Source organism: Rossellomorea vietnamensis (assembly GCF_008180615.1).
Lineage (GTDB): Bacteria > Bacillota > Bacilli > Bacillales > Bacillaceae_B > Rossellomorea > Rossellomorea vietnamensis_D.
Map to the genome: position 1 here is coordinate 85,020 of NZ_VTEH01000011.1, position 25,623 is coordinate 110,642.

19 protein-coding genes are annotated in these 25,623 nt (G+C 43.0%); 16 read left to right on the forward strand and 3 right to left on the reverse strand.

Annotation, left to right across the window (positions count from 1 at the left end; all coding sequences use genetic code 11):
• Positions 1–309 precede the first annotated feature (309 nt).
• The 7 genes from FZC79_RS13880 (at position 310) to FZC79_RS13915 (ending at position 10,667) form a co-directional block, all read left to right on the forward strand.
• A complete protein-coding gene (locus FZC79_RS13880; RefSeq protein WP_187442786.1) occupies positions 310–1,869 on the forward strand; it encodes a methyl-accepting chemotaxis protein in 1,560 nt (519 codons plus the stop codon).
• A 1,086-nt stretch (positions 1,870–2,955) separates the two neighbouring features.
• Entirely contained in the window at positions 2,956–3,927 is a 972-nt protein-coding gene (locus FZC79_RS13885) for an ABC transporter ATP-binding protein (RefSeq protein ID WP_148947526.1), read from the forward strand.
• Positions 3,928–3,948: 21 nt separating this feature from the next.
• Positions 3,949–4,953 (forward strand): ABC transporter ATP-binding protein, encoded by a 1,005-nt coding sequence (locus tag FZC79_RS13890; protein WP_435873951.1) that lies wholly within the window; start codon positions 3,949–3,951, stop codon positions 4,951–4,953.
• 75 nt (positions 4,954–5,028) lie between these two features.
• A complete protein-coding gene (locus tag FZC79_RS13895) occupies positions 5,029–6,786 on the forward strand; it encodes a peptide-binding protein (protein ID WP_148947374.1) in 1,758 nt (585 codons plus the stop codon).
• A 1,380-nt stretch (positions 6,787–8,166) separates the two neighbouring features.
• On the forward strand, positions 8,167–9,132 hold the full coding sequence (locus FZC79_RS13905) for an ABC transporter permease (RefSeq protein WP_148947375.1): 966 nt from the start codon (positions 8,167–8,169) through the stop codon (positions 9,130–9,132).
• 9 nt (positions 9,133–9,141) lie between these two features.
• The gene (gene opp4C / locus FZC79_RS13910; protein WP_148947376.1) at positions 9,142–10,068 is read left to right on the forward strand and encodes an oligopeptide ABC transporter permease; all 927 of its coding nucleotides are present in this window, start codon (positions 9,142–9,144) and stop codon (positions 10,066–10,068) included.
• 116 nt (positions 10,069–10,184) lie between these two features.
• Positions 10,185–10,667: a hypothetical protein gene (locus tag FZC79_RS13915; protein WP_148947377.1), complete on the forward strand. Its 483-nt coding sequence runs from the start codon at positions 10,185–10,187 to the stop codon at positions 10,665–10,667.
• A gap of 192 nt (positions 10,668–10,859) precedes the next feature.
• Here the strand turns inward: FZC79_RS13915 and FZC79_RS13920 are convergent, their stop codons facing one another.
• The gene (locus FZC79_RS13920) at positions 10,860–11,336 is read right to left on the reverse strand and encodes an ABC transporter permease (protein ID WP_148947378.1); all 477 of its coding nucleotides are present in this window, start codon (positions 11,334–11,336) and stop codon (positions 10,860–10,862) included.
• Between the two features lie 561 nt (positions 11,337–11,897).
• The gene (locus tag FZC79_RS13925) at positions 11,898–12,533 is read right to left on the reverse strand and encodes a helix-turn-helix transcriptional regulator (RefSeq protein WP_148947379.1); all 636 of its coding nucleotides are present in this window, start codon (positions 12,531–12,533) and stop codon (positions 11,898–11,900) included.
• A 236-nt stretch (positions 12,534–12,769) separates the two neighbouring features.
• On the opposite strand from FZC79_RS13925, the gene FZC79_RS13930 reads away from it, so the two are divergent.
• The 7 genes from FZC79_RS13930 (at position 12,770) to abc-f (ending at position 23,220) form a co-directional block, all read left to right on the forward strand.
• Positions 12,770–13,825, forward strand: coding sequence for an LLM class flavin-dependent oxidoreductase (locus FZC79_RS13930; protein WP_148947380.1), 1,056 nt, complete (start codon positions 12,770–12,772; stop codon positions 13,823–13,825).
• Positions 13,826–13,840: 15 nt separating this feature from the next.
• Positions 13,841–14,407, forward strand: coding sequence for an NADPH-dependent FMN reductase (locus tag FZC79_RS13935; RefSeq protein ID WP_148947381.1), 567 nt, complete (start codon positions 13,841–13,843; stop codon positions 14,405–14,407).
• A 327-nt stretch (positions 14,408–14,734) separates the two neighbouring features.
• Entirely contained in the window at positions 14,735–15,727 is a 993-nt protein-coding gene (locus FZC79_RS13940; RefSeq protein WP_148947382.1) for a LacI family DNA-binding transcriptional regulator, read from the forward strand.
• A 292-nt stretch (positions 15,728–16,019) separates the two neighbouring features.
• Positions 16,020–17,696, forward strand: coding sequence for a glycoside hydrolase family 13 protein (locus tag FZC79_RS13945; protein WP_148947383.1), 1,677 nt, complete (start codon positions 16,020–16,022; stop codon positions 17,694–17,696).
• 2 nt (positions 17,697–17,698) lie between these two features.
• Positions 17,699–19,144: a PTS transporter subunit EIIC gene (locus FZC79_RS13950; protein ID WP_148947384.1), complete on the forward strand. Its 1,446-nt coding sequence runs from the start codon at positions 17,699–17,701 to the stop codon at positions 19,142–19,144.
• A 582-nt stretch (positions 19,145–19,726) separates the two neighbouring features.
• Positions 19,727–20,494: an alpha/beta hydrolase gene (locus FZC79_RS13955; RefSeq protein ID WP_148947385.1), complete on the forward strand. Its 768-nt coding sequence runs from the start codon at positions 19,727–19,729 to the stop codon at positions 20,492–20,494.
• Positions 20,495–21,300: 806 nt separating this feature from the next.
• Positions 21,301–23,220 carry a ribosomal protection-like ABC-F family protein gene (abc-f, locus tag FZC79_RS13960; protein WP_148947386.1) on the forward strand — a complete coding sequence of 640 codons (1,920 nt, stop codon included), beginning with the start codon at positions 21,301–21,303 and terminating at the stop codon, positions 23,218–23,220.
• A gap of 612 nt (positions 23,221–23,832) precedes the next feature.
• On the opposite strand, the gene FZC79_RS13965 is transcribed toward abc-f, so the two are convergent.
• On the reverse strand, positions 23,833–24,498 hold the full coding sequence (locus FZC79_RS13965; protein WP_148947387.1) for a DUF559 domain-containing protein: 666 nt from the start codon (positions 24,496–24,498) through the stop codon (positions 23,833–23,835).
• 480 nt (positions 24,499–24,978) lie between these two features.
• Here FZC79_RS13965 and FZC79_RS13970 point away from each other — a divergent pair, with 480 nt between their 5' ends.
• Together FZC79_RS13970 and FZC79_RS13975 are read left to right on the forward strand one after the other, a co-directional pair.
• A complete protein-coding gene (locus FZC79_RS13970) occupies positions 24,979–25,278 on the forward strand; it encodes a hypothetical protein (RefSeq protein ID WP_148947388.1) in 300 nt (99 codons plus the stop codon).
• 97 nt (positions 25,279–25,375) lie between these two features.
• Positions 25,376–25,564, forward strand: a complete 189-nt coding sequence (locus FZC79_RS13975; RefSeq protein WP_148947389.1) for a hypothetical protein — start codon at positions 25,376–25,378, stop codon at positions 25,562–25,564.
• Positions 25,565–25,623 lie beyond the last annotated feature (59 nt).

Consider the following 25,623-nt stretch of genomic DNA (forward strand, 5'->3'; position numbering starts at 1 on the left):
CTAACTTACAAGAGTAAATAAAGCGTTTACAAAATAAAGCCTAATGAAAGTATGACTGCTTTCTTTCCCCCCTTGTTCTCTAAATTAATAGTTGAATTTAAAAGTTATCTGAATTGTAGCAGAACTAACTTAGTTTGTCTAATCAATAAACTAAGTACAATTTACCAAATTTAAAGCAGTTTAGTATTTTAATAAACAGCGCATTCTGTCGAAATGTGGCACATTAGAAACTTCCTGTATTTGATGATTACGGCTACTATAGTAATAAAGGCTAATTATCTTGAATGCGAAATAAGAAAGGAAGTTACTATGTTAACCAGTAAGAATAAGACGATGATCATTTTTTCGGGAATTGGGGTAGTGCTCACATTTGCCATACATATGATTCATCAAACTTTTACCGTCGCCGCCATGCATGGAGAAACATCCACCCACATGGGACATTCACCGCTGTTATATGCCTACCTAGCCGTTCCACTTTTACTTTTCCTTATTTCTCTTTCTTTGTACAAAGTCAATACACAGCATAAAGCCCTGCCATGGCTGATTTCTGTTCTTTTTACCTTCATCAGTTTGGCGATGATCGTCAATGGCGGAGGGATGGTTGTCTATCATTTCTCGATTTTCCTTGTCGTGGCGTTGATTGCGTTTTATGACCGGGTCGATGTCATCGCACTTATGACGGGTATCTTTGCTCTCTTTCATTTGGGTGCCATGTTTGCCGGAACCGAAATGCTGTACGGATCCAGTGAATACACTTGGTTTATGTTTGCTCTTCACGCATTCTACCTCGTGCTTACAAGTGCGGGTACCTCTTATCAAATCAGCATTAGAAATAAATATGTCAGGGAATTAGAAAAAGAAAATCAAAATAAGCAGCAGAAACTGAAGCAAATGTTCGTTAAGATGGACAGTATCGCCGGATCAGTGTATGAAACAGCCGATACATTAAATAGCGAATCGCAGCAGGCATCAGTTTCTTTTAATGAAATCACAAGACTGTTATCACATCAAAACAACGATTCAGAAAGACAAGCAGCAGAAGCTGAGAAGAACGGCATCTACATTTCTGAGATCCAGGCTGCTGTAGAACAGATTAGCAAAAGCATAGAAGTCGTCGCCTCACAGGCAATGGAAACGACTTCCTCGACAAGCACAGGGAAGGACTCCCTGCAGCATGTATCTTCCATGATGAACGATACGAAAACAGCGCTGGGTGAAACAAATGAAATCGTCCACATGCTGAGTTCGAGGTCACATGAAATTGGCAGCATCACAGAAGAGATAGCGGCCATCACTGCAAGCACGAATCTTCTGGCTTTGAATGCTTCCATCGAGGCTGCAAGAGCAGGAGAGCACGGAAAAGGGTTCAGTGTCGTAGCCGAAGAGGTCCGCAGGCTGGCTTCTCAGTCAGAGCTGGCGACCCAGAGGATTTTTACCATTGTGGAAAGTATTCAAAAAGAAATCGAGAGCGCGGGATTAACATCGATGCAAGGTGTTGAAAAGATGGAGGACAGCCAGGCATTCCTGACCCAAACGATTACGGCTTTTGATGATATTCTTAAAAAATCTCAAGAGGTGGAACTGCAAACGACCGATATAAGTGCATCAAGCCAGCAATTGCTCGCGAGTGTTCAGTCCGTTTCCGAGACCTACAAGGAGCTCCTTGCCTTCACTCAATCTTCAAAAGGGCAGAACCAGCACATCCTCCAGGCTTCCAATGGCCAGTATGAAGCAATCGAGCGTATGGTATCGCAAGTAAGCACGCTGAGGAAGATGACAGAGAGCTTGAATGATCTCTTAAGTGATGCAAACCTGGACAAGCCGGACGAGGAAACTTCGAGTCCGGACTTGAAGCTTGTGGGGTAGCTGCTTTACGTTGAAAGTGCAAAACACATATGTAAGCGCACTTGAATTCACTATTGAATTCGAGTGCGTTTTTTTATAGATTTCTCACCAGTTTGGTTTGACGGATTCATTCACTAGGAAGCAGAGTTTATAGAAGGACTCCCCTAAATGGAGTAACCGGCCATTTCTGTCATTTCTGCCCTGAAATAAGGGAAGATTATTCCCTTAAATCCAGAACTGCCCGCGATTAAGGACAAATAAGGGAAGTTTTTTCCCTTAATCAATGAAAGATGGCCCATTTTCCTGTTTTCTAAGACAATAGCGGAATTATTTTCACTTATTTAAGCTGTTTTGGGTGCTGTTTCTTAAATAAGAGAAGTTTCTTCCTTTATTTTTCAATATCCACAATGGCTCTCCGTTCCAGAGTGAACGCGGACCCTCGGGGGCTGAGGCTGGTCTAGCCATACACTTTCATATCTATCAAAAACCTGTCTGCGGCGCACCGTCTTGCACCTCAAGATCACCCGCTGAAAATTCCTCTCTGGCTTCTTTAATACAGAACAGAAAGCAACTTTACAACTTGAACCCAGGGTATAAATCGGCGAGCAGTGAACCTGCCTTCAGAAGTCGAAGGAAAGGACTAACCAGGTTGTGTCGCCCAGAAGATTCATCCCCCATATCCCTTCCTCGATTCTAGCTTCCTCCAACCTTTTACCTCACCGCCAGGTACTCTATTGTAATATTTGAAACAATTCAGTAAAACTTTTCGACAAAATCACAATGAATTATTCTTGTCAAAGAAAAGGTATAGAGGTGTGTGAATCTACCCTCAGCCAAGAGAAAGGAAAGCGTAGAAACCTATATTTATCAAGCGATTACTTAAAATCAGGAAGTGTTTCTACCCATATACAATACCAAGTAAACAAAGTGAAAAACAGAGAGATGCTTCGAAGGTCGAAATGAACCAAGCACAAAACCACAAAATATGACAATATTTCTAATCTTCAGTATATTGAAAAAATTAAGTCTAAATTGTATACTTTCACTCATAAATTACTACAGATTAGCTCCCCAAAAAATACGAGACCGGAGGCTGAGGTGACGCAGATGACTCAAAAAGAACTGCTGAATGTAAAAGGGTTGAAAACTTATTTCTACTTGGAGGATAAGAAAGTAGCTAAAGCTGTCGATGGCGTTGACTTTTCTATAAAGCCGGGAGAAACGCTGGCTTTGGTAGGGGAATCGGGCAGCGGAAAAAGCATCACTTCATTATCGATCATGAAGCTGATCGGCAAGCCTGGAAAGATTCAGGAGGGCGAAATTGTCTTCGACGGCAGAAACCTTGTCCATATGGATGACAAGCATATGTCTAAAGTAAGGGGCAAGGATATTGCAATGATTTTTCAGGAACCCATGACAGCTTTGAACCCTGTTTTTACAATAGGCAACCAAATTGTAGAAACGTTGATCAGACATCAGAAACTTTCAAAACTGCAGGCTAGTCGCCAGGCAGTGCAATTGCTGAAGATGTGCGGTTTTCCCAGGGCAGAAGAGACTATGCGTGAGTATCCCCATCAGCTTTCGGGCGGTATGCGCCAGAGGGCGATGATTGCCATCGCCATCTCCTGTGATCCGAAGCTGCTGATTGCGGATGAACCGACGACAGCCTTGGATGTTACAATCCAGGCGCAGGTCTTGGATTTACTAGATGAAATGAAAAGAAAGTTCAATATGGCCGTTCTCTTGATCACCCATGATTTAGGAGTGGTAGCAGAGTATGCCGATAGAGTGATGGTGATGTACGGAGGGCAGATTGTTGAGGAAACGGACGCTGAAACGATTTTTGATCAGCCAAAGCACCCTTATACACAGGGCTTGCTCGAGAGCCTGCCAAGCTTGGAGAAGGAAGTCGACCGGCTGGGGGCCATTAAAGGCACCGTTCCTCCTTCACACCTATTTCCTGCAGGCTGCCGTTTTGCCGACCGCTGTCCGCACGTAATGGATAAGTGCAGGGCTGAGAATCCTGAGCTAATGCCGATTGAACCGGACCGCAGGGTTCGCTGCTATCTATATGAATAAGGGGGGAGCTCCGTGTCAGTTATAGAAAAAGAGCACAAAGCAGGAACGGATCAGGAATATATACTAGAAGCTATTAATATTAAAAAATACTTCCCTATTAAAGGCGGAGTTCTCAAGAAGACCATTGGCCACGTCAAAGCAGTGGATGATGTTTCTCTTTCTATTAAAAGAGGAGAAACGCTTGGGGTGGTCGGCGAGTCAGGGTCAGGGAAATCCACTCTTGGCCGTGTGATCCTCCGGCTGCTGCAGCAAACGGAAGGGAAGATCATTTTTGAAGACAATGATATCTCGGCTTTGGGCACCCGCAAGCTCCGTCCTTACAGAAGGGATATGCAGATTGTCTTTCAAGATCCATTTGCTTCACTCAATCCCAAAATGAGTGTAGAAGAATTAATAGAGGAGCCCTTAATTGTACAAACCTCATTGAAAAAGAAGGAGAGAAAAGACAAGATTATTTCCCTGCTGCAAAAGGTGGGGCTGCGTTCGGAAGACAGACTGAAATATCCCCATGAATTTTCAGGAGGACAAAGACAGCGGATCAGCATCGCCAGGGCACTTGCTCTGAATCCAAAATTTATCATCTGCGACGAGCCGGTATCAGCACTCGATGTATCCATTCAGGCTCAGGTGCTGAATCTGATGGCAGACCTCCAGGAAGAATTCGGCCTTACGTACTTGTTCATTGCCCATGATCTTAGCGTAGTCAAGCACATAAGCGACAGGATTGCCGTTATGTATCTTGGACGGATTGCTGAAATTGCTCCTAAGAAAAACTTGTATGACCAGCCGCTCCATCCATATACCCAGGCATTATTATCTTCCGTTCCTTCTATTGAAAAAAGAAAGAACCGTGAAAAAATCATATTGACCGGTGACCTGCCCAGCCCCTCAAACCCGCCATCCGGATGTGCATTCAGGACTAGATGCCCCAAGGCACATGAGAGATGTGCAGTCGACCGGCCGGAGCTGATTGATGCAGGAGGCGGTCATCATGTAGCCTGCCACCTGTACGATAAGCAGGTTTAAGATGACTAGTTAAAGGAGGTGGTGCCACTCTATTCTTTCGGTTCGGCCATGCTTTTTTAAAACTAAAAGGGGTGAATGAGTTTGGTAAAAAAGAAGAGTTGGCTGCTTATGCTTGTGACTGTTATGGTGCTTGGAATGCTGGCTGCTTGCAGCGGAACATCATCTACTAATGAAGAAGGAAACCAAAATGAAGGAGACGGGGAGGCTAAAACCGGCGGCACATTGACAGGTGCTATGGACACTGCGCCTACGGGGCTGTTTAACCCAATCTTCTACACAGAAGCTTATGAATCTAACATTCTTTCTTTAACTCATGAAGGCTTGTTAAGCCAAAATACAGAACTTGAATTTATTCCTAACCTGGCAACAGAATGGGAGCCTAATGATGATAATACAGAATATACCTTCAAACTCAAAGATGGAGTCAAGTGGCATGATGGCGAAGACTTTACTGCTGATGATGTTGTATTTACTTACAAAACGCTTTCAAGTCCGGGCTATATAGAGGCTGGCGGAGTCCGTACGAACTATGTGGAAAGACTCGCAGGCTATGAGGATTTCTCAACTGGAAAAACAGACGACTTTCAAGGAGTAGTCAAGGTAGATGATCATACAGTCAAATTTGTTTTTGCAGAGCCGAACGTGCTTGCTTTGGCCGATGCAAGCTTCACCATCATTCCTGAACATAAATTCGCGGATGTGCCTGTTGCCGAAATCCCTGAACATGCCGCTTCCCGTGATCCTAACGAAGTGGTCGGAACCGGGCCTTTCAGTTTCACGGAAATGGTGGAAGGTGAACAGTATGTTCTGACGAAGCACGAAGATTACTGGCAAGGAGAGCCCAAGCTGGACAGCGTTGTCTGGAGAGTTGTCGACCAGTCTGTCATCCTCGGATTGCTTGAAAATGGCGAAATCGATTTTGTCGCAGATCCAAACGGATTCCAGGCTGCCGACTATGACACAGTTGCTGCCATGGAACATGTAGAAATTGTTGAACAGCCGGATTTCGGATATCAAATCATGGGTATGATGCATAACCACCGTGCAAAAGGTGATACGACCATCTCCCCTGATAAATGGACGAAAAATGAAAAGTTAGCTGACCCGAAAGTACGCCAGGCGATTGCTTATGCGATCGACCGCCAGGCCATCATTGACGGATTGTTGTTCGGACGGGGAGCGATTCAAAATTCCCCTATCGCGACACAATTCTGGGCTTACGATGAAACCAACCCAAATCAATATGCATTTGATGCGGATAAAGCAAACTCCCTTCTCGATGAAGCGGGCTATGTTGATAAAGACGGAGACGGATTCCGTGAAGATCCACAAGGAAACGAATGGGTGCTGAATCTGAACTACCCGACAGGAAACCAAATCCGTGAGCGTTCTGCTCCAATCATTGAAGAGTTCCTTGAAGCAGTCGGCATCAACATCGACCTTCGCCAGCCGAAGGAAGCAGCTGCCTACTTTGAAGATCTGGAATTGAACAGCCAGGACTGGGATCTTTACCTGATCGGCTGGAGCTTGGGCAGTTCCGATCCAGATCCAAGCGGCTTATGGAATTCAACGGCAGGTTATAACTATTCCCGCTGGAACAACCCTGAAGCTGACCAATTGCTGAAGGATGCGTTTACTCCTCCGGATGCATTTGACCAGGAATACCGCAAGAAAGTGTACAGCGACTGGCAGGTTAAATTCTCTGAAGACCTCCCTGCAGTCATTCTTTATGCACAAAACAGCCTATGGGCGCACAACAAGCGATTCCAAGGCGTAGAAGTTCTTCCGTATTCCTTCTTAAGCAATGCGCACAACTGGTATGTAACAGAGTAAAAATAAGTTGAAGCAAATAAGGAAAGAGCGTTCGGTTTGGCGCCGCGCTCTTTTTTTAATAAAAAGTGGAAGCGCCCCGAACTGCTCCGACAGGCAAATATTCCGAAGAGAAAAAAAGGCGGTTTTCCCTTTTATTCTCTTCGGGTTATTTGACCCCGAGGAGCAGGGCGCTGCAACTGGATTGAATAAAAAGTGGATAGCAGTGAAGTGGTGCCAAGAGAGCTTTTAGAGACCAAAAGCCTGTAGGAATAGGAGTGAAGTGGTGTCAAGAAAGCTTTTAGAGACCAAAAGCCTGTGGTAATAGGAGTAAAGTGGTGTCAAGAAAGCTTTTAGAGACCAAAAGCCGGTTGGAATAGGAGTGAAGTGGTGTCAAGAGARCTTTTAGAGACCAAAAGCCTGTTGGAATAGGAGTGAAGTGGTGCCAAGAAAGCTTTTAGAGACCAAAAGCCTGTTGGAATAGGAGTGAAGTGGTGCCAAGAAAGCTTTTAGAGACCAAAAGTCTGTTGGAATGGGAGTGAAGTGGTGCCAAGAAAGCTTTTAGAGACCAAAAGTCTGTTGGAATAGGAGCGAAGTGGTGTCAAGAAAGYTTTTAGAGACCAAAAGCCTGTTGGAATGGGAGTGAAGTGGTGCCAAGAAAGCTTTTAGAGACCAAAAGCCTGTGGGAATAGGAGTGAAGTGGTGTCAAGAGAGCTTTTAGAGACCAAAAGCCAGTGGGAATAGGAGTGAAGTGGTGCCAAGAAAGCTTTTAGAGCCCCAAAGCCGGTTGGAATAGGAGCGAAGTGGTGTCAAGAGAGCTTTTAGAGCCCCAAAGCCTGTTGGAATAGGAGCGAAGTGGTGTCAAGAAAGCTTTTAGAGACCAAAAGCCTGTTGGAATGGAAGTGAAGTGGTGTCAAGAAAGCTTTTAGAGCCCMAAAGCCTGTTGGAATAGGAGCGAAGTGGTGTCAAGAAAGCTTTTAGAGCCCCAAAGCCTGTTGGAATAGGAGCGAAGTGGTGCCAAGAGAGCTTTTAGAGACCAAAAGCCTGTWGGAATAGGAGCGAAGTGGTGTCAAGAGAACTTTTAGAGACCAAAAGCCTGTTGGAATAGGAGCGAAGTGGTGTCAAGAGAGCTTTTAGAGCCCCAAAGCCTGTTTGAATAGGAGCGAAGTGGTGTCAAGAAAGCTTTTAGAGACCAAAAGGCGGTTGGACTATTTGGCCTCGTAGAGCTGGGCTCTATAACTGTTCGCTTCTGAATGGCATTGGTAAAAGTCGTGCAAGCAGCTAGGGCACCGAATTAATCCTGCTAATCTTCTTTTAGGAAGAAAGACCTTAGCTAAGCTTATCTTAAAAGGTTACAGAAACGACAAGCTGTTCAATATAAATAGAAAGAATGGGGGGAGAACCTTGTACCAGTATATCTTACGGCGGATTCTAGTTTTTATCCCGATGCTGATTGCTCTTACGATGATTGTGTTTTTTATGCTGAAAATGGCTCCCGGCGATCCGATTGCCGGCCGCTTGATGGACCCGAATATAGATCCACAGGTTCTGGAGCAGCAGCGTGAAGCAATGGGATTGAATGATCCGGTTCATATTCAATATTTTAATTGGGTGACGAGGGTCGCTCAGGGTGACTTTGGAGAATCGTTCATATACAAAGGACGTGATGTCAGCGATTTAATTGCCGGCCGTATTGAAAATACCCTGCAGCTCGGGCTGTTTTCCTTGATCATCACCATTCTTGTAGGAATTCCTATTGGAATCTACTCTGCAAGAAACCCTTATTCTCTGCTGGATTATGGAGCAACCACTTTCGGGTTCTTAGGATTAGCGATTCCCAATTTCTTCTTTGGACTGGTCGCCATTTATGTGTTTTCGATTACGCTCGGCTGGTTCCCTTCGCAAGGATCGGTATCAACTCCTGGTATATCAGGGCTCGCACTCATGATCGATAAGCTGCATCATCTCGTTCTTCCAGGCATCACCCTTGGTTTGGCAGGAACAGCGACGTATATGAGATACATGAGGTCGGAAGTTTTGGACGTACTTGGAAGTGATTATATACGGACAGCTAAAGCAAAAGGGATGACGGAAAACTCTGTATTGTATAAGCATACATTACGTAATGCGATGATTCCGATCATCACGCTGCTTGGTTTTGAAATCGGCGCATTGTTGAGCGGTGCAATCATCACCGAGGGAGTTTTTCAGTATCCGGGATTGGGAACTCTGTTCATCAATTCCATCAGCAACCGTGACTACCCTGTCATAATGGCCATCAATCTGATGCTCGGTGTCTTTATATTAGTAGGGAACCTTCTTGCAGATATTTTTTACAGTATTGTTGACCCAAGAATCCGCTATGAATGAGGTGATTAAATGCAAATCCATCCACAAGAAACGACCTTAGATCCAACCCCGGAAGTGCAGCCGCACGGTAAACCCAAAAAAGGGAGAACACCCTTTCAGATTGCTTTGGGCCGTTTTATGAAAAACAGGCTGGCAGTGGCCGGCGTGGTCATCCTGGCTTTAATTGTTTTGATGGTCGTCTTTGCCCCTCTTTTGACCGACCACAGCCCGACGAAATCCAATCTGCTCCTGGTGGAACGTCCGCCGACGGCAGAAAATCCTCTCGGGACTGACAGCTCAGGGCGTGATGTTTTATCCCGCTTTTTATACGGAGGGAGGATTTCTCTGATTGTCGGTTTCAGTGCGATGGTGTTCACCCTGTTAATTGGTGTGACTCTGGGCTCCATTGCCGGCTACTACGGCGGGAAAATTGATAATTTTATCATGCGCGTCACAGATATGATGCTCGTCCTTCCGTTCCTTGTAATCATTCTGACAGTCATGGCGATTCTTGACAGGGTTTCAATAGGAATCTTTGTCGCCATCATTGCCTTAACTTCCTGGCCGAATTTAACCAGGATCATAAGGGGAACCTACCTTTCGCTGAGAGAGCAGGAATTTGTACAGGGAGCTAAAGCCATCGGGGCGAGTGATATGAGGATTATCTTCAAGCATTTCATTCCGAATGCGATAGGGCCCATCGTGGTTAACGCGTCGTTAATGATGGCCTCGTATATTATTGTTGAATCTGCCCTCAGCTTTATCGGGTTTGGGATTCCGCAGCCGACACCGACATGGGGGAATATGATTTCTGAAGCACAGAGCCTGCGAATTCTGAGGAACAGCCCGGCAGCCTGGATCCCGCCTGGAGTCGCCATCCTCACTACGGTACTTTGCATCAACTTCATCGGGGACGGACTTCGGGATGCTTTTGATCCGAAAAGCAACAGACGTTAATAAAATGACAAGAGGAACAAGGGGCAGGATCTTGCCCCTTTTATTTTTTGGAAAAAAGGGGAAGCAGACTATAAGCTAGAATAGTACGTTTATAGGTTTTCAAAGGGGGAGCGATAGTGACCAGCAGAGAAAATAAAGTGGCAACAGTACTTTTTACTGTAGGTGTTCTTTCTATAGCAGTAGGGATTATCTCGGGATTGTATTATTGGTCACAGGATGACTTTGCAGAATTAGGTATTTCGCGGGCAAGGGTCGGCTGGGGAATGGTTATCAATGGTGCAGTAGTGGGGATTGTATTCTTCGGATTTGCGGAAATTATCAAGCTTCTTCAGGGCATTTTTAACCAGGGAGAACCCCATGTTCCCAAAGCAGCCCCGACTGTAGCCGAGGAGCCCGCTTTGGCTGCAGCCAATAAGGCAAAAGAGGTCTCGGATAGCGAGAAAGAACAAATCGAGAAGTTTTACGAAGAGCAAGGACGGACCGTGGAGAAAATAGAGCTGGCGGAGAAAGAGGATTTCTTTGTAGTCACGGTCGACGGGAAGAAAGAGCTGATTGAACTGGGAGGCTTCAAGCCGGTCATACATCCATATGAAAAATGACAAAGAGGACAAGGGCTAAAACGCCGCTTGTCCTTTTTGAAAAGATAGGCTTTTTTACGATAAATCATTAAAAGGGACTGCCCCTTTTAGGGCTGTAGAGTGTTGAAGCAAAAAGAACAACTCCCCCAAGAAGCTTTTCTTGAGGAAATACTCAGAGTGAAATAAAAAGGAGTGTATCTCAGTTTTCTAAAACTATAACTCCGCTAGCTTGGCGGCTGAAAAGGATGTCGTGTTTGAACCAGGCTGATAAGAAGCGATGGTTCCGGGAATGGAACTCTCTACATAAATCTCCACTTCGTCTCCTGCTTCAAGCTGCAGGATGGCAGATACTTGGACAACATTTTCAACCTCCACGCCGCTTCCCCAGAAATCATTGTCTGCGGCTTCATAAGGGTTGCCGTTTACGCGGACTTCTACTCTCGTACGATAGTTTTCTTCAAAGTTGTCAGGCTCAAATGAAAGAGTTCCTTGAATGAGGTAAACGCCGTCTCTACGCGGAACGAAAAGGGAATTTCTTCTTTTATATTCAAGCCCTAAATCGAAGGCTTCCTCATTAAAAAACACTTTAACCGCCGTGTCAGCTTCTATCTCCTGATCCTGCAAGGAAACAGCCCGGAAAGCGGAAGGCCTTCTGAATACATCAGGCAGTAAATGATCGGGATAGGTCATGTGATCACCTTTCTTTTACTAGATTTGGAATGATAGACTGGCAGACTTTTTCCTGCCGGTCGATACTATTCTATGTATTTGGAATGAAAGAGAGAGGGAGGTTGTCCACTATGAAATGAAAATGAACAATGCGCTGAGTGGTCCAAAAATGAAATTGTCTTACCTGAGAGAGCAGGAAGGCCTAATTGGTCACATCCCTACAGCTCTTTAAAGTAAGAAAAGGGGTATTTCCTTTTCGTGAGGTAATGCGGTAAAAAGAAAAAGCGGCCTGCACTCAGCAGGACCACTGAAAATCTCCTGATATTTAAATATAATTTGATTAACAAATTAAAATCTGTCTGTTCTCCCTATAAAAGGAAGGAGAGACAGCTTTTTTATTATTAATATACAGTATTGTCTATTGTTATATCATTGGGAAACCCCTTATATTGATGGTTTATTTTTAATTAAGACTTATTAGCGGATAGTTTTCTTGTTTTCTCACGTTGATTGGAGTCGAGCACCTGGAACGGAAATCAACACTTTTACAGTGACCTCGCACTCAGCAGGCCTCTTTTCGGTTTAGGATTCATATTTAATCAGAAATTTACAGTGTTGATTTCCTTCTGTTTTGCAGGATACCCGCTGGATTTCCTCTGTGCCCAGGACCTTTTTAAACATTTCTGTTTCACATTTGCATGCGGTTTTGAAGTTGTTCGCGATGGCCAGTATGGGGCAGTTGTATTCAATCAGTTCAAAGGTATATTCATCGATTTGATTTGCTTTTGCCATATATCCTTTTTCGTTTTGTATCTTCTCGATTTCCCGCACCTTACCCAGGGTGCTGTCTTGCTGCTGGACTTGGTCTCTATATTGGTTTGTCAGGCGCTGTTCTCTCTTTTTGAATAGAGCGTCGACTGAGTCTTTCCCAAATGAATCTTCTATATCCTGAAGAAACTCCACGCTGATTCCTTCGTAATTCTTAGGAAAAAGCCGCTCCCCTTTTTCAGTCAAAGAATAACTGTATTGCGGCCGGCCCTTCGGCTGCCTGATCTCGCTCGATTGAATGAGCCCGTCTTTTTCAAGTACAGTCAGATGTTTTCTGATGGCCATGTGAGTGATGCCCAGTTGATCGATGAGGCCATTGACAGTCAAGGCCGCTTCCTTTTTGAGCAAATCCAGGATTTTATCTTTCGTAGTTTTGATTGTGGTTGTCATATTTGAACACCTCAATGGAAATGTTGATACTAGTAAGTAAAATAGTAATTATACTATTAAGTATAAAAAATAGGAAGGTTTTGAAACAGAGCAGTGGCGGGCGATTATGAGCACATAAATTGATTTTAAACAGCAACTTGGATTACTCTTTAGGTATTAATTATACCTTTTAGTATAAAAATTAACTATTTTTAAAACAGAGAGTCCAAGTTGAAACAATTGAAGGAGGAACATCGTTGGAAAAATATCGTATCGATCAAAGCAAAGGGTTGGAATTCGGAATCTATACATTAGGCGATCACCTGCCAAACCCTCATACAGGCGAAAGAGGAACTGCCGGCGAGCGTGTCCGGGAAATTATTGAATATGCCAAGCTTGCCGACGAGGCAGGGCTTGATTTCTTCAGTGTCGGAGAGAGCCATCAGGAATACTTCGCGACGCAGGCTCATTCCGTTGTGCTGTCGGCGATCGCGCAGGCGACGAAAAATATCAAGATCGGCAGCTCGTCCACCATCATCAGTACATCTGATCCAGTCAGAGTGTATGAAGATTTTGCCACCATCGACTTGATTTCGAACGGACGGGCAGAAATCGTGGCCGGCCGGGCTTCAAGAGTGGGATTGTTTGAACTATTAGGATACGATCTCAGAAATTATGAAGAACTATATGAAGAAAAATTTGATCTGCTGATGAAAATCAATGAAGAGGAAGTCGTGAATTGGAGCGGAGAATTCCGCAAGCCGCTAAGAAATGCAAGCGTTCTTCCGCGGCCTCAAAACGGTTCCATGCCGATCTGGCGTGCCGTCGGCGGAACACCTGCCAGTGCGATTAAAGCAGGCTATGCGGGAGCACCAATGTTCATGGCGCACCTCGGCGGACCTGCCTCCGTTTTCAAACGGACCATTGAAGCGTACCGTGAAGCGGCGCGGAGCAAAGGGTTCGATCCTGCTCAATTACCAGTTGCGACAGCCGGGTTCTTTTATGCAGCTGAAACTTCTCAGCAGGCGTTAAAAGATTTATATCCACACATTAATGAAGGCATGAAGAAAACCAATGGCGGCGGCTTTCCGAAGCAGCATTTTGCGCAGGGTGTGGATCCGCATAACATCATGAATATCGGCAGCCCTCAGGAAATTATTGAAAAAATCCTTTACCAACATGAGGAATTCAACCACCAGCGGTATATTGCCCAAATTGACTTCGGCGGCATGCCGTTTGACAAGATCATGAAAAATGTTGAAATCATCGGAAATGAAATTTTACCAGCTATACGTAAGTACACAAGCAAGTAATAGGAGGCAGCGAAAATGAAGATTGTCGGATTATCAGGTTCGAAGGTTGGTTCAAAGACGAGAACCGCGATGAATTACGCAGTAAAATCAATTAGCAAACATGACCCCGAAGCCGAAGTGACCCTTCTGGATCTGGCTGACTATGATATCCAATTCAGTGACGGCCGGAACTACCTCGAATACGAAGGAGATACAGGGCATGTAACAAAAACCTTGATGGAGGCAGACGCCATCATCATCGGGACACCGGTTTTTCAAGCATCAATTCCAGCTACATTGAAAAACATCTTTGATCTGCTTCCTCAAAATGCTTTCCGTGATAAAGTGGTCAGCATCATTGTGACCGCTGGATCTGCCAAGCACTACTTAATTGCCGAACAGCAGATCAAGCCAATATTGGCTTACATGAAAGCCCAAATTGTCCAAACCTACGTATTTATCGAAGAAAGCGACTTCCACCGTAAAGAAATCACAAATGATGATGTCCTCTTCCGTATAGAACGCCTGGCGGAAGATACCGTCATGCTGGGTGAGGCCTTTGCGTCAATACGTGAAAAGAAAGATGCACAGTACGATTTCTGATTAATAGGCGTTTCGGATATATTGCTGCTTTCCGAGAATCCCAAGAGCCGGATTTTTCCCCGGATACTAATTTTTACACTCTTGCTTAACAGGGTATTTCCGGTGAGATATGTGCTTAATTTAAGATAGTCATATCAATCAGCAATAGGGTTTACGAAAAGAGTCTAATCAATAAAGCGCGGAGAGGGACTGTCCCTCTCCGCGCTTTATTATGTTAAGAAGTAATGAAAAGTAAGTGAGTATGAAATCGGTTGCATGTCGGTGTTTATTAAAGTAAAATTATTTATGGTTTAGTTAAGTAATTCTTGAAAGTGGTGGAATCAGCCAATGGCAACTATATTAGACGTTGCAAAGTTATCGGGGCAGTCCAAAACGACAGTGTCCCGTGTCATAAATAACCATCCATATGTTTCTGATGAAAAGAGAAAATTAGTACAAGAGGCAATGAAAGAACTTGGTTACACTCCTAACCCTTCAGCAAGGAGGCTGAGAGGCGGATTAACAACCACAATTGGCGTGATTGTACCAAGAATCACAAATCCTTTCTTTTCTCATCTTTTAAATGCAATCGAACAGGCGGCCTTTAACAAGGGATATCAAGTGTTGATGGTGCAAAGTAATGAAGACAAAGATAGGGAACTAGCATTCTTAAATTTACTAAAAACCAAACAAGTTGATGGGGTTATTATGACTTCTATTGAAAATGATTGGGAAGTTATAGAGACCTACACTCATTTCGGTGCAATTGTACTGTGTAATGACTATGTTAATCAGGAAGCCGCACCGACAATCCGATTAGACCAGACAAAAGGTGCCTACTTGGGGGCAAGACACTTGGTAGAAAGAGGACATCAGAAAATAGCCTACTGCACAGGCGGGTTATTTGATGAACAAGGAAAAGGGAAAGACCGCAATCAAGGGTTTCAAAAAGCGCTGAGAGAAGAAGGTATCAGCATTAATCCCCAATGGATATTTATTGATAAGCATACGATCGAAGATGGCAAACAAGTATTAGGCCGCATTCTAGAGATGGAAGACCGCCCCACTGCGATATTCACAGGAAGTGATGAAATCGCTGCAGGAATAATAATTGAAGCTAAAGAAAGAGGATTGGTCATTCCCCGTGATCTGGCAGTGATCGGATTTGATGATCAGCCGATTGCAGAGATAGTAGATCCCAAACTGACAACAATCCGGCAGCCAGTAGAATTAATGGGAGAGAAATCAATGGAAGTCATGCTTGATATACTGGAGAAAAAAGAAGTCTCATTGAAACCGTACGAGCTTCCCATCGAGTTAATAGTCCGTCAATCCACATAAAAGAAAATGAGTTAGTGAAATCGTGGTATCGGTTTCGCTTTTTTTTGCAGGTTAAAACAATAAATACCAGAAAATAATTGAAAAGAAGAAAGCGTTGACAAGTTCAATCTATCAAAATATAATAATAATGAAATCGATTTCACACGGAGCGGTTTTTTATTTTCTCGCATGTGGAACCGATAACATAATTGATAACTATTTAAATCTATGTTTTTTTTTGTATTTATATGAAATCGATACCATAAAATTCGATACTTATTTGAAACTGTACTAAAGGAGGCATTATAACGGCATGAAGAAAAATTGGTGGAAGAAAGAAGTCATTTATCAAATTTACCCTAAAAGCTTTTATGATTCCAATAAGGATGGAATTGGTGATATTAAAGGGATAACCCAGAAATTGGACTATCTCAAATCTCTGGGAATTACAATGGTATGGATTTGTCCTATCTATAAATCTCCTATGGCTGACAATGGATATGATATTTCAGATTACTATGAATTAAATCCGGATTTTGGAGAGATGGAGGATTTGGATGATCTTATTTTAGAAGCTAAAAAAAGAGACATTAAGATTGTTCTTGATTTAGTCATTAATCACACTTCTGACGAGCATCCATGGTTTCAAGATCTATTGGCAAATCCAGAAACCAGTAAATACCGGGACTATTATGTACTGAGGAAAGGCAAGAATGGCCATGCCCCTACCAATTGGCGTTCGGTATTTGGCGGCAGTGTATGGGAACCTTTAAAAGGAACAGATGAGTACTACTTCCATTCATTTCATGTGAAACAACCTGATTTGAATTGGGAAAACGAGGAAGTTAGAAAAGAGCTCTACAAAATGGTCAATTTCTGGCTGGAAAAAGGAATCGCTGGATTTAGAGTTGATGCCATTACGTTCATTAAAAAAGATCAAAGGTTTGAAGATATTCCTGCCGACGGTGTGGATGGATTAGGTAAATGTACCAAGAAAACCAGAAATCAGCCAGGCATTGAGGAATTCCTGCACGAGTTAAATCGGGAAACTTTTTCGAAGTATAACTGTGTAACAATAGGAGAAGCACCGGGTGTGCCTTATGAACAATACGGTGACTATATCGGAGAAGACGGATACTTTTCTATGATTTTTGATTTTAAATATGCAGACTTGGATGTAGAATCTGGCAGCGAATGGTTTAAAAGAACAGATTGGGATGTTCAGGATTTGAAAAAACTGATATTCAAAAGCCAACTGGAAATACAAAAAGTAGGCTGGGGTGCCAACTTTTTAGAAAACCATGATCAAAATCGTTCGTTGAGTAAGTATATAAAAGAGGAAGGCGATCGGAACTTTTATTCCGCTGCAATGCTTGCTGCACTGTTTCTAAATCTTCGCGGAACACCCTTTATATACCAAGGACAGGAATTAGGAATGACTAATTTCGAGCGTGAAAGTATTGACGAATTTGATGATATATCAAGTATTGACCAGTATCACCGTGCTATGGACGAGGGCTTTACTGCTGAAGAAGCGCTGCACTTCATGAATCTGCGCAGCAGGGATAATTCCAGAACCCCATTTCATTGGAATTCAAGGGAATATGGAGGATTTTCACAGGTCGAACCTTGGCTTAGAATGAACGAAAATTTCACAACAATAAATGTAGAACAGCAAGAGCACGATCAGGATTCTATCTTGAATTTTTATAAAAAAGTCATTGCTGTTCGACAATCTAACGAGTCGTTGATTTATGGGGATATAGAGCCGCTGCTCGAAGATCATCCAACGATTATTGCTTACAAACGCAAAATGAATGAAGAGGCAGTATATTGTTATTTCAACTTTTCTTCCGAAGAGCAAAGCATCAAGCCAGCCCCATCCTATGACGAAGTACTGTTGAATAACTACCAAGAAGAGGTTCCTGAAAGTGAATTTATTCTAAAACCCTATCAAGCTCTATTACTTTCAAAGAAAGAAGCGATATAATCATGAATGAAAATAAGTATGCCCGTATTGGAAAAGAGATTGTCGATGTTATTGGAGAAGATAATATAGAAACCTATGTTCACTGTGCAACGAGGCTTCGTTTCTCAGTAAAAGACCGCTCCAGTATAGATGATGAGGCAATTGAAAAAATCGAGGAAGTCAAAGGTGTATTCTATAACGCTGGACAGTATCAGGTTATTCTTGGTACTGGAGTCGTTAATAAAGTGTATGCTGCATTGAAAGGAAGCCGGCCTGATGATGAAGGGATCGACAAGAGAGAAGAGACGGATGCCCCTCGTAAAGAAAAGGGAATCAGGAGAGCTGTCCGCACGCTTGCCGATATCTTCATCCCGATCATTCCTATCATCGCTGCAACCGGTTTATTCCTTGGTCTAAAGGGAGTGGTGTTTAGTGATGCCATACTTGGATTAATGGGGCTCACAATGGAAGATATCCCGAGTTACCTTCCAGCGCTAATCTCTGTATTGACAGATACGGCCTTTGCCTTTTTGCCGGCATTAATTTGTTGGTCAGCCTTTAGAAACTTTGGAGGAATGCCTGTACTTGGATTTGTAGTCGGATTGATGCTGGTTTCTCCAGCATTGCCGAATGCCTACGCTGTAGCAGATGTTAACAGCGGTGTTGATCCTATCATGGCGTTCGGATTCATTCCTGTGGTGGGTTACCAGGGGAGTGTATTGACAGCTCTTGTTGTTGGCTATCTTGGGGCCAAATTAGAAAGAAAACTTCGTGCTGTTATGCCGAATGCTCTTGATTTAATTTTCACCCCATTCCTTGTGTTATTGACGATGATGGTAACCGGCCTTCTCCTATTAGGGCCGCTGCTGCACCTAGTAGAAGCGGGGTTGATCACTGTTGTTACAGAGCTCATTGGTATGCCTTTAGGACTTGGAGGTCTCTTTATCGGTTTCCTTTATCCGCTGGCAGTCATGACTGGCATGCACCATCTATTTATCGCCATTGAAACTACCTTGTTAGCCAATACCGGATTTAATCCTCTCATTACTCTTTGTGCAATGTATGGATTCGCAAATGCTGGAGTTTGCTTTGGCATTACCTTGAAAGCTAAGAAGAAGACAGTAAAAGTAACAGGTATCAGTGCATCCATTACACAATTGTTAGGTGTTAGTGAACCTGCCCTGTTTGGGGTAGTCATGAGGTATAGTATGAAACCGCTTTATGTCATGATTGCTTGTTCGGCAGCAGGGGGAGCCGTACTGTCATTGCTGAATATCAAAGCCAATTCCTATGGACTGGCGGTTATTCTTTCACCTTTGATGTACATCTACGAGTGGAACCAGTTGTTGGCCTATTTGATTGTATCAGTCATAACACTGGCAGCTGCATTCATTATTACTTACCTCTTCGCAGTTCCCAAATCAGTTATGGTCGAGGATCAAGAACAAGAAATGCTTAGAACCAGTTAACGCTTAAACGGATGAGACGAAAGGAGGGTCTTTATGATCCTCCTTTTTGTTATGGTTTTTTTATAAGTAGAAAGAACATTCTTTCATGGTGGAGAAAATCTAGTATTCAGGATGGGCAGGTCCTTATGGTATTTCAGGAAACAACAATTATATGAAAAGCTCTTTTCGTAAACTTTGCTGCCATTTGAGATAATTTTCGAAAATCATCGCTAGAGAAAAAACTCTGGTTCCAGGGGGAAATCCGGCAATTGGGATTTTTCCGAAGGCCACCCTATGAAAATAGCCATTTGTCTAGAAGCAGGGTGCCTGCAGAAGATGAAGCAGCTAAAGGAGGTAGTTTTTCTATCATAATAAACACCAGAGCAGAGCCGCTGAACGAGACTAATGGTGATTACGCTAGCCAATAGCCGTGTTAATCTGAGCTTCAGAAGAGTCGTTTAGAGAAAATAGTGCCGAGAGACAAGCACCTTTAGTGAGCATCTTAACACCACTTTTGGAATGAAGGGGACAGTCCCTCTTCGCGCTTTAATATGTTAAAGTTAAGGGGCGGAATATTCAGCATTTTAAGGAGGCCTGCAGGCAATGTATGAACAATTCAATGTGAAGATTACCCCGCTGAATCGTGATAGGACCATCCGTGTCTATCTTCCAAAAGGCTACGAGAGAAATGCAGATCAGCGCTATCCTGTGCTCTATATGCATGACGGTCAGAATCTATATCGCGATGAGGACGCTGGCTACGGAATGGCCTGGAGAGTGGGAGACTACCTGGATGAAAGTGAATTCGAGATGATCGTTGTCGGCATTGACTGCAACGATGGCTTGAAGCGCCTGGATGAATACGCTCCTTGGGAAAGCAGCAAAATGCCTGAGGTATTTGATGAAACCCGTGCAACCATCGGAGGAGAGGGACAGGCCTACATAGAATATATCGTTCATGAATTAAAGCCGTTCATTGATCAAAAATACCGTACGAAAACTAGCGAAACAAGTATGGCGGGAAGCTCCATGGGCGGGTTGATCTCAACTTATGCCGCCTGCAAGTATCCCCATATCTTTAAACGGGTCGCCTCGCTTTCTTCCGCTTACTGGTTTAATCAGGAAGCAATTGAAGAACTCATCCGGAAAAGTGATATGTCGGCGGTCGAGCGTTTCTACATGGACGTCGGAACAGCAGAAGTAACTGAAACCATTGACGGCGAAACCTATGAACGGACGAGTGAACGCGTGTATGACATTTTGAAAGAAAAAGTGGAAAATATCCGCTTCGACACCATAGAAGGCGGCGTTCATAACGAAATCTCCTGGAGAGAGCGGCTGCCGCAGGTGTTTGGTTATCTGTTTAAGTAAAGAAGGTGGATACTGTCTTTTTTGATAGATTTTTTCTATGGTAAATGAAAAAAAGGCATATTTAATTCTGGCAAAATTATTAGCTTCTTCATTTTACTTTTAAGATGAGACAAAACCTTTTTGGGGAAGAGCTGGTGATGGGAAGCACTGTCATAGCAGTATTTTTAAAGATTGATGCTCTTGAATGTTATTTAAATTTCTCTCTTTTACATAAGGGGATTGAAGCGGAAATCCATTGCATTTCAACAGATTCAATCTTTTAGGATATAGGCAGTCTCTCCTTATATCAAAGTCAAACGCCTATTTACAAAATAATGAAATCCTGAGATAATATAGAAAATGACGGAGGGGGAAAGTAAGTTTATGGAACCAACAAATTGCTGATTATTAATTTTTGAAAATTAATAAAGATTTTGTACAGAGCGTTAATTTTACCTAGTCAGTATAGGTTTATTTGTTATGCTCTTATGGAATCCGGTAATTTAGAAGGTAACTTACTTACTTGACTCAATATAATTTATCGGTCTCTTGAAATTTGGGATGCACTTGCACACATGCTTCTTTAGGCATGCTCCCTGTTCCCGGTAAATTATTCACAATAGAGTGTTCAAGGCTGTAAGAAGGTTTGTCTTCTTGCGGTCTTTTTTTATGAGCTTTTCCGCCGGTAAAGGCTTTTGATGAGAAAACCAGGAGAAATCGAGTTCACTATTGTGCTATATCCTAAAACATAAAGAATGTAAGGAAGTTCTTCTTTTTGCTGTCCATAAAATGCGTAACGGACATTATGGATGAAAGAAGGAATGAACATGCTGGAATTATCATTGAACGGTGTAAAAAAATATATGGATGCCACTCAGGTACTGGAAAACATCACATTTGAGGTGATGACAGGCGAAAAGGTTGGTATTGTCGGGGCGAACGGAAGCGGCAAGAGTACGGTCCTGAAATTAATTGCGGGGATCATCCCGATGGAGTACTATCCAGGTTATCCGCAGACAACAAGCTACGGTTACGATGAAGGATTTGTGAACCTGCCGAAAGATGCGGCAGTTGCCTTCCTGGAACAAATGCCGGAGTTTCCTGAAGGGATGAAGGTTTCCGATGTGCTGAACCTGGCTTTTGAGGAGGTAAAAGCCATTGAAAAAGAAATGCGGAGTGCAGAAGAAAAGCTGGCAATCCTTGAAGGAGAAGATTTAGAAAAAGCCCTTGTAAAATACAGCGATCTCCTTCAGTTGTACGAAACCAAGGGCGGCTATGAGATTAAAGAAAAGATGGGTAGGGTCTGCACGGGCCTGAAGTTTCACGAACGCTTCCTGAATAAGGACTTTGAGCTGTTGAGCGGCGGGGAAAAAACGACTGTTATGCTCGGAAAGCTTCTTATGAATTCCCCTGACATCCTGCTGCTGGATGAACCGACCAACCATCTCGATATGGAATCCATTGAATGGCTCGAAAGCTATCTGAAGAATTATAAGGGTATAGTGCTGATCGTTTCTCATGACAGATACTTTCTTGATAATGTTGTCAGTAAAATTGTCGAGATCGAGGATATGGAGTCCAGGACTTACAAGGGAAACTATTCTTCGTTTACAGCCCAAAAAGAAGAAAACATGCGCATTCAATATGAACACTTCAGAGAGCAGCAGAAGAAGGTCAATAATATGGAAAAACAGGTCACCAATTTGCGTGACTGGGCTATGAGAGCGGACAATAACAAGTTTTTCCGAAGGGCGGCGAGCATCCAGAAGAAGCTTGATAAATTAGAAAGCATCGATAAGCCGGTTTTCCAAAAAAAGAATATGAGACTGAATTTCAAAGAGACGGAGCGGTCTGGAAAAGAAACCATCAAGGCTTTGGGGCTCACGAAAAGTTATGGAGATAAACTGATTTTTAAGGAAGCTGACCTGATGATTCATTACGGTGAAAGGGTCGGCCTGCTCGGTCCCAATGGCAGCGGGAAAACCTCATTCTTAAAGATGCTCCTAGGAGAAGAACTCCCCGATCACGGAACTGTTGAATTGGGCGCCAATGTCAAAGCAGCTTATCTACCGCAGAAAATAGATTTTAAAAATGAAGAGGCCACGGTTCTGGAATGCTTCAGAGAAGACATTTCAATCCTGGAAGGAAAAGCCCGTGAATACCTGGCAAAGTTCATGTTTTATAAAAAATCGGTGTTTAAAAAGGTAAAGCACTTATCAGGCGGGGAGAGAATCAGGTTGAAGCTGGCAATGTTACTATTTCAGGATATCAACTTGTTAATCCTGGATGAACCGACCAACCACCTCGACATCGATTCAATCGAGACCCTCGAGGCGGCTTTGGAAGACTTTAAAGGGACAATATTCTTCATCTCCCATGACCGTTATTTCATCAATAAAATCGGTGAACGGGTGGTGGCTGTTGAAGATTACACTTTTAAAAGCTATTCGGGTAACTATGATGAGTATCGAAGGATCAAAGAACGTGCGCAGGAGAGCCGCTCCGCAAAGGAACCTGTTGGAGCAATGAAGAGCCAGCCGAGCGAACTCAAGCTCAACAAAGAAAAGGAATTAACAAAAGCACAGGCAATGATTGAAGACCTTGAAAATGAGATAAGAAAGCTGGACATTGTTTTAGCTGCCAGCCAGTTAGATCATGAAGAACTATATGAGGTTTACCGCCGGAAGCTGGAGCTTGGAGATGAGCGGGATTCAGTTATGGAAGAATGGCTGAAGCTTGCTGATTGAAGGTGGGAGTGATTTTGAGGGAGGACGATTAATTTTGTCCTCTCTATTTTTTGTGCTGTTGGGTGAAGAGAGCGGATGAGTGGTCTTCTCTTCCTTTTTTCATTCTTTGTACTAGGCAGGTGGGGATGAATGGAGTAACTAATGTGAGAGAAAAATAAGCGGAGTTTCTCCGGTTAAATGCAGACTCAACCTCTTTATCGGGTTAAATAAGCGGAGAAATTCCGGTTATATCAATAAAAACAGCCCATATTTTTCATTTTCCAGCCAWTAGGCGGAATTTTTCCGTCTAATTCCGTTATTTTCAAGGCTGCCTTCTCATTAAGGGAAGTTTTTCCGCTTATTTATCGAACTGGGTGCTTAACGTGATCCCTAATCGATAAGAGCCGATCAGAGGGGATGAATGGAGTAACTAATGTGAGAGAGAAATAAGCGGAGTTTCTCCGGTTAAATGCAGACTCAACCTCTTTATCGGGTTAAATAAGCGGAGAAATTCCGGTTATATCAATAAAAACAGCCCATATTTTTCATTTTCCAGCCAWTAGGCGGAATTTTTCCGTCTAATTCCGTTATTTTCAAGGCTAAATTCTCATTAAGGGAAGTTTTTCCGCTTATTTATCGAACTGGGTGTTTAACGTGATCCCCTAATCGATAAGAGCGGATCCTCACAACTCCAGATGCGGGAATCAACACCTTTTTATTGACAAGTTGAGAAAGTACTTTACTGACCGTCTTGTCACTTAGTTTCAAATGCTTCTCGACTTCTATAGGGGATATGGCTTCACCTTTCCGGATTGCCAGCCGCAGCACTTCCTTTTCGACTAAGGACAGGGTGGAAAGGTCCATTTCATCCCCCACCCATCGGCCAATTACTTGCTGAATAATTTGCTGGCATCGACGAGGATTCTCTTTCACTTGGTCGTAAGAAAAGCGGATTACGGTCCATCCGTCAATAACCAACTGGTTCTGCCGTTCCAGGTTGTCGGTAAATTGCCATCTGCTTGTATTCCTTAAGTGGGGTCCGTATCCGTCAATCTCCAGGCAAAGCCGGATGGCAGGACGAATATAAGCAAAATCCAAATATCGTTTGCCATCTTTGAAATCATTGACTTCATATTCTGGATGCAGATAGCGAAAATGTTGAAATAAGGGCCACCATACTTGATTTAAAAACAACATTTCAGCATGTTGGTGGCCTTCTTGTAGACGCCGTTGCCTTTCACCGGATCGTGCCTGCAAGTGAGCATCCATAAACGCTTGGTATTCTTTTTCAAACCCCATAGCATTTCCTCTCCTATCCCAATCGTAAAGTTTGTTTAAACAAAAAACTATACAACCAGTTTACTTATTTAATTTATATAAAACGCTTTCTCTTTTCAAAAACTATTTAAACTACATAGAAAGACGACGCAACAGATGGAAAAAATTATAGTGAGGTACTTCTAACGAGCGACGGAGGGTTTAAAGAGGAAAAAAGTAAAACTTTCAAGAAGAGATTGAGGTTCTAACTATTTTTTAGTGTAATATAATTCTAAAATTTGTCAATTGGTTTCCTTTATATTTCTACAAGATACGTCTTAATCATTATGAAACTAATAAAAGGGAGGCTCTACCCAAATAAGTACCCTATAAAGAAGCACATGGAAATTTAGTTGAGATGAGCGGGATGAAGATACATTATTATAATCAGTGTACTTTTATGAAGAATAGGAAACTTAAAGAGCTTGGCTGTCGTCAAAACATCTAAAGGGGGAATCTTTTATGAAGGAGTTAGGGGCTTTGCTTTTTTTAGAAGGATGGCTGCCGTTTATCTTGATTGTCTTATTCCTGTCAGTTGCACTTCCGCTGTTGGCGAAGTATTTAGGAAATAAAGTATATACAGTCTGTGTGGTTTTGGGTGCTGCCAGTATTATCGGGTTTCTTTACAGCTACATTCAGCTCAGTGGAACTGATCAGGGAGCGGGAATTGCCTTTTACTCTGCTGCCAGTATTATCGGTGTGTCCATTGGTACAGCTATAAGTCCATTCATCAAGAAGACTAATGAAAAACCCCTCCATTAAAATCGGCGGAGAAAGCAGCTTCCATCTGTTAGTTTTGGCAGGTTAACAAGGATTTTGAAAGAGACGAAAACAGTGGGTAATAAGGGGATGTTGAGGGATGAAAAAATACTTAAATATTATATCTATAATAATGTTTGGTATCGTTTTAATGATTTATATTTTATTTTTCAATGGAACAGATTTAGTTCCCGATGAAGCTTTCTTTCCTGTGATGATCAGTGGTTCGGTTATGGGAGTTGTGCTTTCGTGGTTTGGTCCTAAAGGGGTGCAAGAAACATCGGCCTAGTTGGAAATGCTTTTCTTCTTTTATTTGTAGTCATTGTTCTGCTAATTGTCCGAACGTTT